Genomic DNA, 14,018 nt, shown 5'->3' on the forward strand with positions numbered 1-14,018 from the left:
AAGGACTTCGCGTGGCTGGATTCCTGTGACGAGCACAGGAATGAGGTAGAGGTTGTGGCCCGCAACATCACTCAGTCATAGAAGCATCAAGGCTCTGGTTCAACGCCAGAACATTGACCGTGGGTTCGCCGAGAAGGCCGAGTTCGCGGTGGTGAACGGCGCCGTCGACCAGCGCCTTCACTTTGGCCTCGTCAAGGCTCCGCGCCTTGGCGACACGGGCCACCTGGAAATAGGCGGCCTCCGGCGAAATATCGGGATCGAGACCGCTGCCCGACGCGGTGACGAGGTCGGCGGGAACCGCCGCATTCGGGTTCTCCGCCTTGGCGGCCTCGTAGTCGCCCTTGACCCGGTCGATCAGCTTCTGGCTGGTCGGGCCGAGGTTGGAACCGCTGGAGGCTACCGCATTGTAGCCGTCGCCGGCGGCCGAGGGGCGGCCGTGGAAATATTTGTCGCTGGTGAATGCCTGGCCGATCAGCGTCGAGCCGATCACCTGGCCGTTCTTCTCGACGAGGCTGCCGTTCGCCTGGGTGGGGAACAGGGCCTGGGCCGCACCGGTCATGGCAAGGGGGTAGAGAAGGCCGGTGATCACGGTGGTGGCGAGGATCATGACGACTGCCGGGCGGAATTCTTTCAACATTGTTCTGCTCCTTGGAGAGTTCACGCGGAGACCGGTTCCGGTGAGGAACCGGATCTTCCGCTAGGCGAGGCCGAGAGCGGCGACGGCCATGTCGATCGCCTTGATGCCGATGAAAGGGACGATGATGCCGCCGAGGCCGTAGATCAGCAGGTTGCGCGACAGAAGCGCGCCAGCGCCGATCGGACGATAGCGCACCCCCTTCAGCGACAGCGGGATCAGCGCAATGATGATCAATGCGTTGAAGATGATCGCCGAGAGGATGGCGCTTTGCGGCGTCGACAGTCCCATGACGTTGAGGATGCCTAGCTGCGGGTAGAAGGTCAGGAACATCGCCGGGATGATGGCGAAGTATTTGGCGATGTCGTTGGCGATCGAAAAGGTCGTCAGCGCGCCGCGCGTCATCAACAACTGCTTGCCGATCTCGACGATCTCGATGAGCTTGGTCGGATCGCTGTCGAGATCGACCATGTTGCCGGCCTCGCGGGCGGCGACCGTGCCGGTGTTCATGGCGACGCCGACATCGGCCTGGGCAAGCGCAGGGGCATCGTTGGTGCCGTCGCCGCACATGGCGACGAGCTTGCCCTTGGCCTGTTCCTCACGCATCAGCGCCAGTTTCATCTCCGGCGTTGCCTGGGCGAGAAAATCGTCGACGCCGGCTTCGGCGGCGATGGCGGCCGCCGTCAGCGGGTTGTCGCCTGTTATCATCACGGTGCGGATGCCCATGCGGCGCAGCTCCGTGAAGCGTTCGCGGATGCCGCCTTTGACGATGTCCTTCAACTGGATGATGCCGAGCAGCCGGCCGTCGCGGGCGACGGCGAGCGGCGTGCCGCCCGATTTGGCGACCTCGTCGGCGATCGACTGCAGCTCGCGCACGACCTCGCTGCCGTTTTTCGAGGGGGCGTCACCGGCGACATAGGCAAGCACGGTGTCGACCGCACCCTTGCGGATCGAGGCGCCTTCGAGATCGACGCCGCTCATGCGGGTCTGGGCGGTGAAGGGGACGAAGGTCGCCTTGAGGCTCGCCATGTCGCGGCCGCGGATCGCATATTTCTCCTTGGCGAGCACGACGATGGAGCGGCCTTCCGGCGTTTCGTCGGCAAGCGAGGCGAGCTGGGCGGCGTCGGCGAGGTCCTGTTCGGAGACGCCGCGCACCGGCCGGAAGTTCGTCGCCTGGCGGTTGCCGAGGGTGATCGTCCCGGTCTTGTCGAGCAGCAGCGTATCGACGTCGCCGGCGGCTTCGACCGCGCGGCCGGACATGGCGAGCACGTTGAAGCGGACGAGGCGGTCCATGCCGGCAATGCCGATCGCCGACAAAAGCGCGCCGATCGTCGTCGGGATCAGGGTGACGAAGAGGGCGACGAGCACGATGATCGGGATCGAGCCGCCAGCATAGATGGCAAAACTCGGGATCGTCGCGGTGGCGAGCACGAAGATCAGCGTCATCCCGGCGAGCAGGATGTTGAGCGCGATCTCGTTCGGCGTCTTATGGCGCTCAGCGCCTTCGACCAGCGAAATCATCCGATCAAGGAAGGTCGCGCCGGCCGCCGCGGTGATGCGCACGCGGATCCAGTCGGACAGCACCTGGGTGCCGCCGGTGACGGCCGAGCGGTCGCCGCCGGATTCGCGGATGACCGGGGCGGATTCGCCTGTGATGGCCGCTTCGTTGACGGAGGCGACACCTTCGATCACTTCGCCGTCCGACGGGATGATGTCGCCGGCCTCGACGAGCACGATATCGCCGACCTTGAGGCTGGTGCCCGGTACCATGCGATAGTCGTTGCCATTATTGCCGGTCAGCAGTTTCGCCTGGGTTTCGGTACGCGCCTTGCGCAGCGAATCCGCCTGCGCCTTGCCGCGGCCTTCGGCGACGGCTTCGGCGAAATTGGCAAAGAGCACGGTGAACCAGAGCCAGAGATTGATCTGGAAGGAGAAGCCGAGATTGCCTTTGCCGGTGACGAGGTCGCGCAAGAAAAGCACTGTGGTCAGCACCGAGACCGTGGCCACGACGAACATGACAGGATTTCTGGCCAGCGCGCGCGGATCGAGCTTTTTCAAGGCGGCGCCGACGGCCGGAACGAGAATGCGAGAATCGATGATGCTCGCGGTTTTTGCCTGGCTCATCAGGAGACTCCAGCTTTGAAACGAGGATGGCGAACGAAACCTGTGACGCAGTCACGGCATTGCCTCAGAAAGTCTGTCCGGCGAGGCCGACGAGGTGCTCGACGACGGGCCCGAGCGCTAGCGCCGGGAAGAAGGTCAGGCCGCCGACGATCAGGATCGTGCCGACGAGCAGGCCGACGAAGAGCGGGCCGTCGGTCGGGAAGGTGCCTGCAGAAGCCGGAACCGTCTTCTTGGCGGTCAACGAACCGGCAATGGCGAGCGCCGGGATGATGACCAGGAAGCGGCCGGCGAGCATGCCGATGCCGAGCGTCACGTTGTACCAGGGCGTGTTGCCGGTCAGGCCGCCGAAGGCCGAGCCGTTATTGGCCGCAGCCGAGCTATAGGCATAGAGGATTTCGGAGAAGCCGTGCGGACCGGCGGTGCCGACCGAGGCGACGGCGGACGGCAGCACCGTGGCGATCGCGGTGAAGACAAGCATGGCGAGCGGCAGGCAGAGGATGGCGAGGACGGCCATCTTCATTTCCTTCGCCTCGATCTTCTTGCCGAGATATTCCGGTGTGCGGCCGACCATCAGGCCGGCGACGAAGACGGCGACGATGATGAACAGCAGGATGCCGTAGAAGCCGGCGCCGACACCGCCGACGATGATCTCGCCGAGCTGCATGTTGATCAGCGGAATGAGGCCACCGAGCGCGGTGAAGCTGCCATGCATGGCGTTGACCGCGCCGCAGGAGGCGGCGGTAGTGATGACCGCAAAGAGCGACGAAAGCGCCACGCCGAAGCGGACTTCCTTGCCTTCCATGTTGCCGCCGTGAAGGCCGAAGGCGTGCATCAGCGGATTGCCGGCGGCTTCCGCCCAATAGGTGACGACAACGCCGGCGAGAAACAGCACGCCCATCGTGGCAAGGATCGCCCAGCCCTGGCGCTGGTTGCCGACCATGCGGCCGAAGACATTGGTCAGCGCTGCGCCGATGGCGAAGATCGACACCATCTGGATGAGGTTGGAGATCGCGTCCGGGTTTTCGAACGGATGGGCGGAATTGGCGTTAAAGAAGCCGCCGCCATTGGTGCCGAGCATCTTGATCGCCAGTTGCGAGGCGACGGGGCCGACGGCGATCGTCTGCCGTGCGCCTTCGAGCGTCGTCGCATTGACATAGGGTCCGAGCGTCTGCGGCACGCCGAGATAGACATAGACGAGCGTCAGCACGATCGAGATCGGCAGCAGCACATAGAAGGTCGCCCTGGTCATATCGACCCAGAAATTGCCGATGGCCTTGCCCGAGGCGCGCGAGAAGGCGCGGATGAAGGCGAGCGCGATGGCGATGCCCGTTGCCGCTGAAACGAAGTTCTGGACGGTGAAGCCGGCCATCTGGGTGAGATAGGACATCGTGCTTTCGCCGCCGTAGTTCTGCCAGTTGGTATTGCTGACGAAGCTGACGGCGCTGTTGAAGGAAAGCTCCGGCGGGACGGCTGTCATGCCGGCCGGATTATAGGGGAGGCCGGCCTGCAGCCGCTGCAGCGCATAAAGCATGATGACGCCGAGAAGATTGAACGTCAGCATGGCGAAGGCGTAGGAGGTCCAATGCTGCTCCTCGCTCTCGCTGGTGCCGGCGGCGCGGTAAAGCCCGCGTTCGATGGGAGTGAGGACTGGGGAGAGGAAAGTGCGTTCGCCGCTGAAGACACGCGTCATATAGCCGCCGAGCGGTTTGACGAGCGCAAGAACGATCCCGCAATAAAGCAGGATCTGAAGCCATCCGTTGAGGGTCATGGAGGTGGACTTTCTATAACCGGACGCCTCGCAACTGGAAGCGCCGGCTTTCTTCAAAAGCGCTCAGGGCGAAGCAGAGCGTAGGTGAGGTAAAGGGTGAGAAACACGGTCACCGCGCCGCTCAAGACATAATCGAGGGTCATGGCGCTTTTCCCGCTAAAGCCTGTCGCAGGCTCTGGTGTAGGCAAAGCACAGCGCGAAGAAGATGATCGCAGTGCCGAGTAGAATGATATCCATCATGATCGTGACTCCTGTGGTTCGTCCTGGAGTCAGACAAGACAAAGGGCGCCATCCACGGGGGAGGGCCGCCTTTCATGCTTTCTGGCGTGTAGATGATCGTTCGATCTCTCGGCCATGAATATGGAGCCAAAGGGCATAAAGGTTCGAGACGGACAAGCGCCCGTCTATATAAAAATCTTATAAAGGCTTTTCAGTAAGCGAGCTAAGGGTCGACCCGGAACTGGTATCGGCCTTCGGCGCTGCGGCCGTCCATCGAGAGCACGCGCCAGTCGACGGTATAGAGGCCGGGTGCCATGGCAGGATCGAGCGGAATCTTGAAGATCGATCCCTCAGGGCCGGAGAGAAACGGCTTGCCGGTGGGAAGCGCCGTCCCCTCGGCATCGAACAGCACGGCCGTCGAACGGGCAAGATCGACCGGGCCGGTGAAGGTGAGCTCGAGATTGGCAGGAACGAGTTGTTCTTCCTGCTGTTGCGATGGGAGCGAGGCTTGTTCCAAGGCCGCAGTCGCTTCACTTGCGGTGAAGAGAAGGAAGGCGAACAGACAGAATGACGCGATCGACTTCATGATGGTCTTCCTTGTGCCGATCCGCATGTGCCCGGAGCCTTCATGCTTCCGTGACGCCATGCCGACGCATCACTATTAACGCTGCGGAGGATGATTTCGATCCCTAGTTTTTGCGATAAGGCGCACCGGCCGCGGCTGGCGGCCTTTCGGCAGCGCGGCGAACAGGTCCGCAAGCCGCTGCCAGAATTTCCGGAATGACCTTGATAATGTTGGGCCGTTTTTCATCTCTGCCTGTCCTCAACGCCGGGCTCTCGAATTGAGAATGTACTCTCCGTCGGCCTCGGCTGGAATCATACGGAGGTCTTGGAGCGTGAATCTTTCGGATTATAGAAAATGGGCATTTCATCACATGTTGAGCAAAAGCTTGATCGGCGCGATTGAATTGCCGCCGCTTACGGTCTTATAGTCCGTGTCGACGGCACAAAAGGGAAGGAAACCGATCATGACCAAAGTCCGTGCGCTGGTGCTGGAGCGCCAGCATGAGCTTGCGCTTCGCGATATCGATCTGCCGCTGGAGACAGGACCGGGGCAGGTCAAGATCAGGGTTCATACCGTCGGCGTCTGCGGTTCGGACGTGCATTATTACACCCACGGCAAGATCGGTCCCTTCGTCGTCAACGCGCCGATGGTGCTCGGTCATGAGGCGGCGGGCACGGTGGTCGAGGTCGGCTCCGGTGTCACGCATCTGAAAGTCGGCGACCGCGTCTGCATGGAGCCTGGCATCCCCGACCCGAATTCCAAGGCAAGCCGGCTCGGCATGTACAATATCGATCCCGCCGTCAGCTTCTGGGCGACGCCGCCGGTTCATGGCGTGCTGACACCGGAGGTTGTGCATCCCGCCAATTATACCTTCAAGCTGCCCGACAATGTCAGCTTTGCCGAAGGCGCGATGGTCGAGCCCTTCGCGGTCGGCATGCAGGCGGCCGCCAAGGCAAAGATTGCGCCGGGCGATACCGCCATCGTTCTCGGCGCCGGCCCGATCGGCACGATGGTGGCGATTGCCGCCCTTGCAGGCGGCTGCGCCCGGGTGATCGTTGCCGATCTCGCCCAGCCGAAGCTCGATATCGCCGCGCAATATCAGGGCGTCATACCGGTCAATATCCGCGAGACGAATCTGATCGAAGAAGTGGGCAGGCTGACCGACGGCTGGGGCGCCGACGTCGTCTTCGAATGTTCCGGTTCGCCCAAGGCCTGGGAGACGATCATGGCGCTGCCGCGCCCGGGCGGCGTCATCGTCGCCGTCGGCTTGCCGGTCAATCCGATCGGTTTCGACGTCTCGACGGCGACGACCAAGGAAATCCGCATCGAAACGGTGTTCCGTTACGCCCATCAGTATGAGCGCTCGATCGCGCTGCTCGGCTCGGGCCGCGTCGATCTGAAGCCGCTGATATCGGAGACCTTCACCTTCGAGGATTCGATCAAGGCCTTCGATCGTGCCGTCGAGGCGCGGCCGAGCGACGTGAAGCTGCAGATCGTTCTATGAGTGCCCGGCGCTCATTCTCATCTTGCGAAGGACAAGCGCGGCGGCTGCGACAACAGCCGCGGCTCCGACCGCGATCAGCAGATGGCGGTGAAGGGGGAGGTGGCCCAATGTCTGCTGGATTCCGTGCCCGAAGAGATAACCGAGCGCGGTGAAAAGCTGTCCCCAGACTAGTGCGGCTACCGCATTTAGGACAACGAATTTCCCGGTCGATATCCCAGTCGTCCCGATGACGACGGGGCTGATCGTCCGCAACCCGACCAGGAAACGAAAGGCAAGGATGAAGCCTGTGGGATAGGTCTCCAGAAGCCGGGTGACGCGGGCAAGCGCCGGTCTTTCCAGCAGCCGGCGGACGAGGCTCCATCGGGCGGCGTATCGGCCGGCAAAGAACCAGAACTGGTCGCCGGCGAAGGATCCGGCGGTTGCCGCAGACGCTGCCGCCCAGTAGGGAAGCAAGCCACGATGAGCGACCACGCCGCCCAGGAAAGCGGCCGTTTCGCCTTCGAAGGCAGCTCCGAGAAAGATTGCCAGCAGGCCGTAATTCTCGATCAGCAGTTCTATAGACATGGCGGCCCGCCCCCAGCTGTTTCCGAAGCGTCAGGTCAAGGCTAAACCGGCTTCAAATCGCCGAGCAGCGTCGGGATCAGCTCCGACACCGTTGGATGGATCGGCACAGACCATTTCAGCGTGGGATAGGTTGTGCCGGCATTCATCGCGTCGATCAGGCCGTGGATCACCTCGTCGCCCTCGATGCCCAATATCGCCGCACCGAGAATCTCCTTGGTTTCGGCGTCGGCCACCACTTTCATAAAGCCCTTGGTCTCGCCGCGCTCATTGGCGCGGCCGACGCGGCTCATCGGGCGGGTCGAGACCATGATCCTGCGCCCCAACTCGCGCGCCTGCTTTTCCGTCATGCCGACGCGGCCAAGCGGCGGGTCGATATAAAGCGCATAGGCAGGGATCCGACTCGACAGCTTGCGGTCGTCGCCGTCCAGCAGATTGGCGGCGGCGATCTCGAAATCATTGTAGGACGTGTGGGTGAAGGCGCCGCGGCCGTTGCAGTCGCCAAGCGCAAAGATGCCTTCGACATTGGTGGCGAGCTTATCGTCGACGGTGATATAGCCGCGTTTGTCGGTGGCGACGCCGGCGGCATCGAGGCCGAGATCGTCGGTATTCGGCGTGCGGCCGGTGGCGATCAGCACGTGGCTCGCATCGATTGTCGCCGAGCCGGCGGTGACGCTCACGCCGTCGCCATTTCTTGCGAAACCGATATCCTTCGCATCGGTGTGCACGCCGATGCCTTCCGAACGCAGGATCTCGGCGATCGCGTCGGATATATCCTCGTCCTCGCGCGATGCGAGCTTCGGGCCGTGTTCGATGACGCTAACCTCGGCGCCGAAGCGGCGATACATCTGCGCGAATTCCAGCCCGATATAGCTGCCGCCGATGACGGCCAGATGCCGCGGCAGCGTGTCGAGATGAATGATCGAGGTGCTGGTGAAATAGTCGATGTCATCGATACCCGGCAGTTCGGGAATGACGGGCCGCGCGCCGACATTGAGGAAGATGCGCGGCGCGCTCAGCGTCTCGCCGTTGACGCTGACGGTCTTCGGACCCTCGAAGCGGGCATGACCATAGATCACGCTCATGCCGTCCATCCCGGAAAACCAGCCGATCAGGCCGTTGCGGGCATTCATCGTCACCGTTTCGGCGCGGGCTCTGACCACCTTCATGTCGATGGCGATGTCGCCCGGAATATTGACGCCGTAAGCGGCAGCACTTCTGGCGACATGGGCGGCACGGGCGCTGGCGACCAGCGTCTTCGTCGGCATGCAGCCGGCATTGACGCAGGTGCCGCCAAGGAATTTGCGCTCGATCAGCGCGACCTTCATGCCCTTTTCGACCATGCGGGCGGCGAGGAACGGGCCGGCCTGGCCGGCGCCGATGACGATGGCGTCTAAGCTTTTCATGACATGGCCACCACGATCAGCGCCGCGCCGATGACGGCGACGACATCCTCGATGAGGGCGGCCGGCAGGTCCTTGCCGAAGGAGGCGGCCAGCCTGGCGCGAACGGCGGCACCGCCATAGGTGCCGATGACGGCGCCGATCACGCCGGCGATCAGCCCGCCGAAGAGCAGGCCGCTGGCGGCGCCGATCGTCGCCCCGGCGAGCGCCCCGGTGACGATACGGGCGACGAACTGCACCGGCACCTTGCGCGACGGCGTCGAGGGCAGCTGATCGGTGATCAGCTCGACGATGGCGAGAACCGTGAAGATCCACGGCGTCCAGCGGTAACCCATGAAGGCAAGCGGCGTTTGCGAGACGTCGAACCACCCGAGTGCTGCGCCCCAGGCGACGGCAGCGGGCGCGGTCATGGCGCGCAGGCCGGAGATGACACCGATCAGCAATGCAAGAAACAGAAACATGCGCGATCCCCTCATTGCCGGCGTCGTGCCGCGTGAGGGAAGGTTGCACATTGTCAGCCGCGTGGCAATTCGCCCTGCCGAACCGACGGTTTAGTTGGCAAAGGCGGCGATGCCGGTGATCGCCCGGCCGATGATCAGCGCGTGGATATCGTGCGTGCCCTCATAGGTGTTGACCACTTCGAGGTTGACGAGATGGCGGGCGATGCCGAATTCGTCGGAGATGCCGTTGCCGCCGAGCATGTCGCGGGCCGCGCGCGCGATCTCCAGCGCCTTGCCGCAGCTGTTGCGCTTGAGGATGGAGGTCAGCTCCACTGGCGGATGGCCTTCCTCCTTCATGCGGCCGAGCCGCAGGCAGCCCTGCAGGCCGAGCGAAATCTCCGCCGCCATGTCGGCGAGCTTTCTCTGGATCAGCTGATTGGCGGCTAGCGGCCGGCCGAACTGCTTGCGCTCCAGCGTATATTGCCGTGCCCTGGCATAACAATCCTCGGCGGCGCCGAGCGCGCCCCAGGCAATGCCGAAACGGGCGGAGTTGAGGCAGGTAAACGGTCCCTTGAGGCCGGTGACGCCGGGCAGAAGATTTTCCTCCGGCACGAAGACTGCGTCCATCACCACTTCGCCGGTGATCGAGGCGCGCAGGCCGACCTTGCCGTGGATGGCCGGGGCCGAAAGACCCTTCCAGCCCTTTTCGAGGATGAAGCCGCGGATGAGGCCGTCCTCGGTCTTGGCCCAGACGATGAAGACATCGGCGATCGGTGCATTCGAGATCCAGGTCTTCGAACCGGTAAGGCTGTAGCCGCCGTCTACCTTCTTGGCGCGGGTGGCCATCGAGCCGGGATCGGAGCCATGATCGGGCTCGGTCAGGCCGAAGCAGCCGATCCATTCGCCGCTGGCAAGCTTCGGCAGGTATTTCAGCTTCTGCGCCTCAGACCCAAAGGTTTCGATCGGCACCATGACCAGCGAGGACTGCACGCTCATCATCGAGCGGTAGCCGCTGTCGACCCGTTCGACCTCGCGGGCGATCAGGCCGTAGGCGGTGTAACCGAGACCGGCGCCGCCGTAATCGGGGAAATCGTCGGACCGAGCAGGCCGAGTTCACCCATTTCGCGGAAGATTGCGGGATCCGTCTTTTCATGGCGGAAAGCGTCGAGAACGCGGGGCGCGAGCTTTTGCTGCGCGTAGGCATGGGCGGTATCCTGCACCATGCGCTCCTCGTTGGTCAGCTGCTCTACCAGGCGGAACGGATCGGCCCAGTCGAAAACCTCGCGCGTATGCTGCATGACGGCGTCTCCTCACCCACGATTCAGGCTTCCTCGCTCAATGTCGCATAGACCCGCCAGCCGATTGCGTCAACCGAAGCCAGCCTATCGAAAATACGGCGCGCGCCATCTTTTCAAAAGCGTCGGCATGCTCCACTTTGCCCGCGTTCGATTCTGGAACGAGGAGGCGGAAATGTCGTCAAGCGATCTGTTCGTATCGCCCGAAGGCGCTGAATGGGTCAATCCGGAGCCCGGCGTTACCAGGCGCATCATGACCTATCTGCCGGAGATGATGATGGTGGAAGTCGCCTTCGAAAGCGGCGCCATCGGTGCGGCCCATTCGCATCCGCACATCCAGGCAAGTTATGTCGCCGAGGGCAGTTTCGAGGTGATGATCGACGGGCGGACCGAGGTGCTCCGGCAGGGCGGCAGTTTCATCGTGCCCCCCAATCTCGTCCATGGCGTCAAAGCGCTGGAAAAAGGCCGGCTGATCGATACGTTCACGCCGCACCGGGCCGAGTTCCTCAAATAGTCACGTTTCGGCGTCCGTCCGTTGCGCCGGTCCGGCGGCGGTGACATAGGGCGGCACAAAGTATGCATCCTTGCCGCGCACCGCCTCACGCAGGAAGTCGATGACGGCGCGCACCCGCGGCGCCTGTTTCAGGTCGCGATGGCAGGTGATCCAGTACTGCCGCTTAAGGTCGATTTCCGCCGGCAGCACCCGCACCAGCTCGGGATAACGACTGGCGAAAAAATAGGGCAGGATGCAGAGGCCGAGGCCGTTTCGGGTGGCGGTCAACTGCGCGAAGATGCTGGAACTCTGGAACTGCGGCTTGATGCGCGGATGCACATCGCTGAGATAATCCAGGCCCGGCGCGAAAATCATCTCCTCGATATAGCTGACGAATGGATGCTCAAGCAGGTCGTCGCGGCAGGTAATCGCCGGCGCCTTCGCCAGGTAGTCGCGGGAGCCGTAAATCTGAAGGTGATAGTCGGTGAGCTTCTCGGCGAAATAGGGCCCGCCCTTCGGCTCGTCGAGCACGACGGACAGATCAGCCTCCTTGCGTGAGAGCGACATGATCTGCTGGATCGTCACCAGTTCGAGCGACAGATGCGGATGCTGGGCGGCAAACCGATGCAGCACGGTCGCGAAGAAGAAATTGGCAAATCCTTCCGGGGCGCTCAGGCGCACCAGGCCGCGCTGCGCCATCGAGCCGTCAGCGAGGTCGGCGCGCAGCCGCTCGGTCTCCTGCTCCATCTTCTCGGCCGTCTCGACGAAGCGCGTTCCCATGGCCGTCAGCACATAACCGCGCGGATTGCGCTCGAACAGCTTGACCTTGAGGGCGAATTCCAGCCGGTCGATGCGCCGCGAAACGGTGGCATGGCTGGAGCGCAGCTGGCGTGCGGCCGTCGACAGCTGCCCGGTGCGGGCGACGGCTAGAAAAAACTGCAGATCGTCCCAGGTAAACTGCGGTGGATTGTTCATCGCCATTTCTTTCGTTCAGCAACCAATAATGCATAGCATGGTCTTGCGCTATTGAAACAATTCATTGTTTTTATTTGCGTTTTAACATCAGGTAAAGAATGGAGGAATCGCGGGCGGAAGATCCCGGCGAAGGCTGGGCCTTGATGAAATTCGAGACGACGCCGGTGAGAAACTGGTGATGCCTCGGCGGGGGTGCTTTCAGCCGTTATGCGCGAATGATACAGGGCCGCGTTTGCATTCTGAGGAATTATTGATGAAAAAATTGGTTCGCCTGCTGCTGACGATCGCGATCGCATTCGTCGTCGTCATCGGTTTTCGCTGGTATCGCTACGTTACCAACACCGACAGCCCCTATGACGAAGTCGGCATCACGCTCAACACATCCATGCCGGGCCCGCTGAATGCCTGGGGCTGCGCCAAGCTGAAGGTGACCTTCAGCGGCGCCTTGCCTCCCTACGGCTGCGCTGCCGAGAATGGGACGCAATGGAAATAACGGCAGGCTGAAACGCGCGGAATGTGCCGGAGACGAAGGATCAATAGACGATTGGTCCTTCGTCGAACGCTGCCAGCCCTGCACAACCGTCGAAACTGCCCTAGTTCTAGCGCTGTGCGCTCACTCTTTGCGCTTCCTGGAGGCTTGGGTCGAAATTGTGCAGCTCTCTTTCTGTGCAAAAATGAACAGATACTGTTTGCAATTAGCTATAAACCACCCGTTGCCTCAGGGGAGAATTTCCATGATCGTAAGATGAGGGGCGGTCGTTCTGAGGAGTGCGACCGGCCAAATTTGAACAGATCGGTAATCTGGCCAATCTCTGGGAGGAGAGAATATGCGAAAAAATCTTATTGCATCAGTTGCGTTTTTGCTCGCCAGCAGCACAGCGGTGCTCGCGCAGAGCGCGACTGACGGCAAGGTCAAGATCGGCATTCTGAACGACCAGTCGGGCGTCTATGCCGACTTTGGCGGCAAGTCTTCCGTCGAAGCCGCGAAGATGGCGGTCGAGGATTTCGGCGGCAAGGTGCTTGATGTGCCGGTCGAAATCGTCGATGCCGATCACCAAAACAAGCCGGATATCGCGTCCAACATCGCCCGCCAGTGGTATGACACCGAGCAGGTGGATGCGATCATGGAACTGACGACCTCGTCGGTGGCGCTCGCCGTGCAGGCGATCGCCAAGGAAAAGAAGAAGATCGATATCGTCACCGGCGCGGCGACGACGGATCTCACCGGCAAGGCCTGTTCTCCCTACGGCTTCCACTGGGCATACGACACGCATGCGCTTGCCGTCGGCACCGGCGGCGCGCTCGTCAAGCAGGGCGGCGACAGCTGGTTCTTCCTGACCGCCGACTATGCCTTCGGCTATTCGCTGGAGCAGCAGACCAGTGAATACGTCAAGGCGAGCGGCGGCACGGTGGTCGGCGCCGTCCGTCATCCGCTGTCGAGCCAGGACTTCTCGTCCTTCCTGCTGCAGGCGCAATCGTCTGGCGCCAAGGTGATCGGCCTTGCCAATGCCGGCCTCGATACCGCGAACGCCATCAAGCAGGCGGCCGAATTCGGCATCACTCAGGGCGGTCAGCATCTGGCGGCGCTGCTCTTCACGCTTGCCGAAGTCCATGGCCTCGGGCTTGAAGCAGCGCAGGGCCTGACGCTGACCGAAGGCTATTACTGGAACCGCGACGACGAAAGCCGCGCCTTCGCCAAAAAGTTCTTCGACCGCACCGGCAAGATGCCGAACATGGTCCATACCGGCACCTATTCGGCGGTGACGCAATATCTGAAGGTGATACAGAAGGCCGGCACCGACGAGACGGAAGCCGTCGCCAAGCTGCTGCATGAAATGCCGGTCGACGACGTCTTCGGCCGCGGCGGCACGGTCGGCGGCAACGGCCGCATGATCCACGACATGTACCTGCTGCAGGTCAAGAAGCCGGCCGACAGCAAGGAGCCGTGGGATTACTTCAACGTGCTCGCCACCATTCCCGGCAAGGAAGCCTATATCGATCCCGCCAAGAGCGGCTGCGATCTGGTGAAGTGAGCGC

Annotated in this window: 13 protein-coding genes and 1 pseudogene; 4 read left to right on the top strand and 10 right to left on the bottom strand. The window is 62.4% G+C overall.

Annotation, left to right across the window (positions count from 1 at the left end):
* Positions 1 to 67: 67 nt before the first annotated feature.
* From kdpC to MHI61_RS05925, 5 genes are all read right to left on the bottom strand, one after another.
* Positions 68 to 637, bottom strand: a complete 570-nt coding sequence (kdpC, locus tag MHI61_RS05905) for a potassium-transporting ATPase subunit KdpC (protein ID WP_222146077.1) — start codon at positions 635 to 637, stop codon at positions 68 to 70.
* Between the two features lie 60 nt (positions 638 to 697).
* The gene (gene kdpB / locus MHI61_RS05910) at positions 698 to 2,758 is read right to left on the bottom strand and encodes a potassium-transporting ATPase subunit KdpB (RefSeq protein ID WP_239789592.1); all 2,061 of its coding nucleotides are present in this window, start codon (positions 2,756 to 2,758) and stop codon (positions 698 to 700) included.
* Positions 2,759 to 2,822: 64 nt separating this feature from the next.
* Positions 2,823 to 4,526, bottom strand: coding sequence for a potassium-transporting ATPase subunit KdpA (gene kdpA / locus MHI61_RS05915; protein ID WP_239789593.1), 1,704 nt, complete (start codon positions 4,524 to 4,526; stop codon positions 2,823 to 2,825).
* A 53-nt stretch (positions 4,527 to 4,579) separates the two neighbouring features.
* Positions 4,580 to 4,669, bottom strand: a complete 90-nt coding sequence (gene kdpF / locus MHI61_RS05920) for a K(+)-transporting ATPase subunit F (RefSeq protein ID WP_020923123.1) — start codon at positions 4,667 to 4,669, stop codon at positions 4,580 to 4,582.
* A gap of 299 nt (positions 4,670 to 4,968) precedes the next feature.
* Complete coding sequence (locus tag MHI61_RS05925) at positions 4,969 to 5,331, bottom strand: copper resistance protein CopC (RefSeq protein ID WP_239789594.1); 363 nt, start codon at positions 5,329 to 5,331, stop codon at positions 4,969 to 4,971.
* A gap of 442 nt (positions 5,332 to 5,773) precedes the next feature.
* On the opposite strand from MHI61_RS05925, the gene MHI61_RS05930 reads away from it, so the two are divergent.
* Positions 5,774 to 6,814, top strand: coding sequence for an NAD(P)-dependent alcohol dehydrogenase (locus MHI61_RS05930; RefSeq protein WP_239789595.1), 1,041 nt, complete (start codon positions 5,774 to 5,776; stop codon positions 6,812 to 6,814).
* On the opposite strand, the gene MHI61_RS05935 is transcribed toward MHI61_RS05930, so the two are convergent.
* From MHI61_RS05935 to MHI61_RS05950, 4 genes and pseudogenes are all read right to left on the bottom strand, one after another.
* Positions 6,809 to 7,378 (bottom strand): DedA family protein, encoded by a 570-nt coding sequence (locus tag MHI61_RS05935; RefSeq protein ID WP_239789596.1) that lies wholly within the window; start codon positions 7,376 to 7,378, stop codon positions 6,809 to 6,811. The two genes, MHI61_RS05930 and MHI61_RS05935, sit on opposite strands and share 6 nt — an antisense overlap.
* A 41-nt stretch (positions 7,379 to 7,419) precedes the next feature.
* Entirely contained in the window at positions 7,420 to 8,781 is a 1,362-nt protein-coding gene (locus MHI61_RS05940) for an FAD-containing oxidoreductase (RefSeq protein ID WP_239789597.1), read from the bottom strand.
* Positions 8,778 to 9,239: a DUF4126 family protein gene (locus MHI61_RS05945; protein WP_239789598.1), complete on the bottom strand. Its 462-nt coding sequence runs from the start codon at positions 9,237 to 9,239 to the stop codon at positions 8,778 to 8,780. Before MHI61_RS05945 ends, MHI61_RS05940 begins: the two co-directional genes overlap by 4 nt.
* Before the next feature lie 90 nt (positions 9,240 to 9,329).
* Positions 9,330 to 10,516, bottom strand: a pseudogene (locus MHI61_RS05950) (acyl-CoA dehydrogenase).
* Between the two features lie 172 nt (positions 10,517 to 10,688).
* On the opposite strand from MHI61_RS05950, the gene MHI61_RS05955 reads away from it, so the two are divergent.
* Positions 10,689 to 11,027, top strand: coding sequence for a cupin domain-containing protein (locus MHI61_RS05955; protein WP_239789599.1), 339 nt, complete (start codon positions 10,689 to 10,691; stop codon positions 11,025 to 11,027).
* On the opposite strand, the gene MHI61_RS05960 is transcribed toward MHI61_RS05955, so the two are convergent.
* Positions 11,028 to 11,981 (bottom strand): LysR family transcriptional regulator, encoded by a 954-nt coding sequence (locus MHI61_RS05960; protein WP_239789600.1) that lies wholly within the window; start codon positions 11,979 to 11,981, stop codon positions 11,028 to 11,030.
* Positions 11,982 to 12,234: 253 nt separating this feature from the next.
* Here MHI61_RS05960 and MHI61_RS05965 point away from each other — a divergent pair, with 253 nt between their 5' ends.
* Both MHI61_RS05965 and MHI61_RS05970 read left to right on the top strand, forming a co-directional pair.
* Complete coding sequence (locus MHI61_RS05965; RefSeq protein WP_239789601.1) at positions 12,235 to 12,474, top strand: hypothetical protein; 240 nt, start codon at positions 12,235 to 12,237, stop codon at positions 12,472 to 12,474.
* Positions 12,475 to 12,808: 334 nt separating this feature from the next.
* Complete coding sequence (locus MHI61_RS05970; protein ID WP_239789602.1) at positions 12,809 to 14,014, top strand: ABC transporter substrate-binding protein; 1,206 nt, start codon at positions 12,809 to 12,811, stop codon at positions 14,012 to 14,014.
* Positions 14,015 to 14,018 lie beyond the last annotated feature (4 nt).

It is taken from the genome of Rhizobium sp. K102, from assembly GCF_022385315.1.
GTDB classification, from domain to species: domain Bacteria; phylum Pseudomonadota; class Alphaproteobacteria; order Rhizobiales; family Rhizobiaceae; genus Rhizobium; species Rhizobium croatiense.

Coding starts and splice junctions, on each gene's coding strand:
- MHI61_RS05945 (WP_239789598.1), bottom strand. CDS start 9,239: ATGTTTCTGTTTCTTGCATTGCTGATCGGTGTCATCTCCGGCCTGCGC.
- MHI61_RS05935 (WP_239789596.1), bottom strand. CDS start 7,378: ATGTCTATAGAACTGCTGATCGAGAATTACGGCCTGCTGGCAATCTTT.
- MHI61_RS05965 (WP_239789601.1), top strand. CDS start 12,235: ATGAAAAAATTGGTTCGCCTGCTGCTGACGATCGCGATCGCATTCGTC.
- MHI61_RS05925 (WP_239789594.1), bottom strand. CDS start 5,331: ATGAAGTCGATCGCGTCATTCTGTCTGTTCGCCTTCCTTCTCTTCACC.
- MHI61_RS05930 (WP_239789595.1), top strand. CDS start 5,774: ATGACCAAAGTCCGTGCGCTGGTGCTGGAGCGCCAGCATGAGCTTGCG.
- MHI61_RS05955 (WP_239789599.1), top strand. CDS start 10,689: ATGTCGTCAAGCGATCTGTTCGTATCGCCCGAAGGCGCTGAATGGGTC.
- MHI61_RS05940 (WP_239789597.1), bottom strand. CDS start 8,781: ATGAAAAGCTTAGACGCCATCGTCATCGGCGCCGGCCAGGCCGGCCCG.
- MHI61_RS05960 (WP_239789600.1), bottom strand. CDS start 11,981: ATGAACAATCCACCGCAGTTTACCTGGGACGATCTGCAGTTTTTTCTA.
- kdpC (WP_222146077.1), bottom strand. CDS start 637: ATGTTGAAAGAATTCCGCCCGGCAGTCGTCATGATCCTCGCCACCACC.
- kdpA (WP_239789593.1), bottom strand. CDS start 4,526: ATGACCCTCAACGGATGGCTTCAGATCCTGCTTTATTGCGGGATCGTT.
- kdpF (WP_020923123.1), bottom strand. CDS start 4,669: ATGACCCTCGATTATGTCTTGAGCGGCGCGGTGACCGTGTTTCTCACC.
- kdpB (WP_239789592.1), bottom strand. CDS start 2,758: ATGAGCCAGGCAAAAACCGCGAGCATCATCGATTCTCGCATTCTCGTT.
- MHI61_RS05970 (WP_239789602.1), top strand. CDS start 12,809: ATGCGAAAAAATCTTATTGCATCAGTTGCGTTTTTGCTCGCCAGCAGC.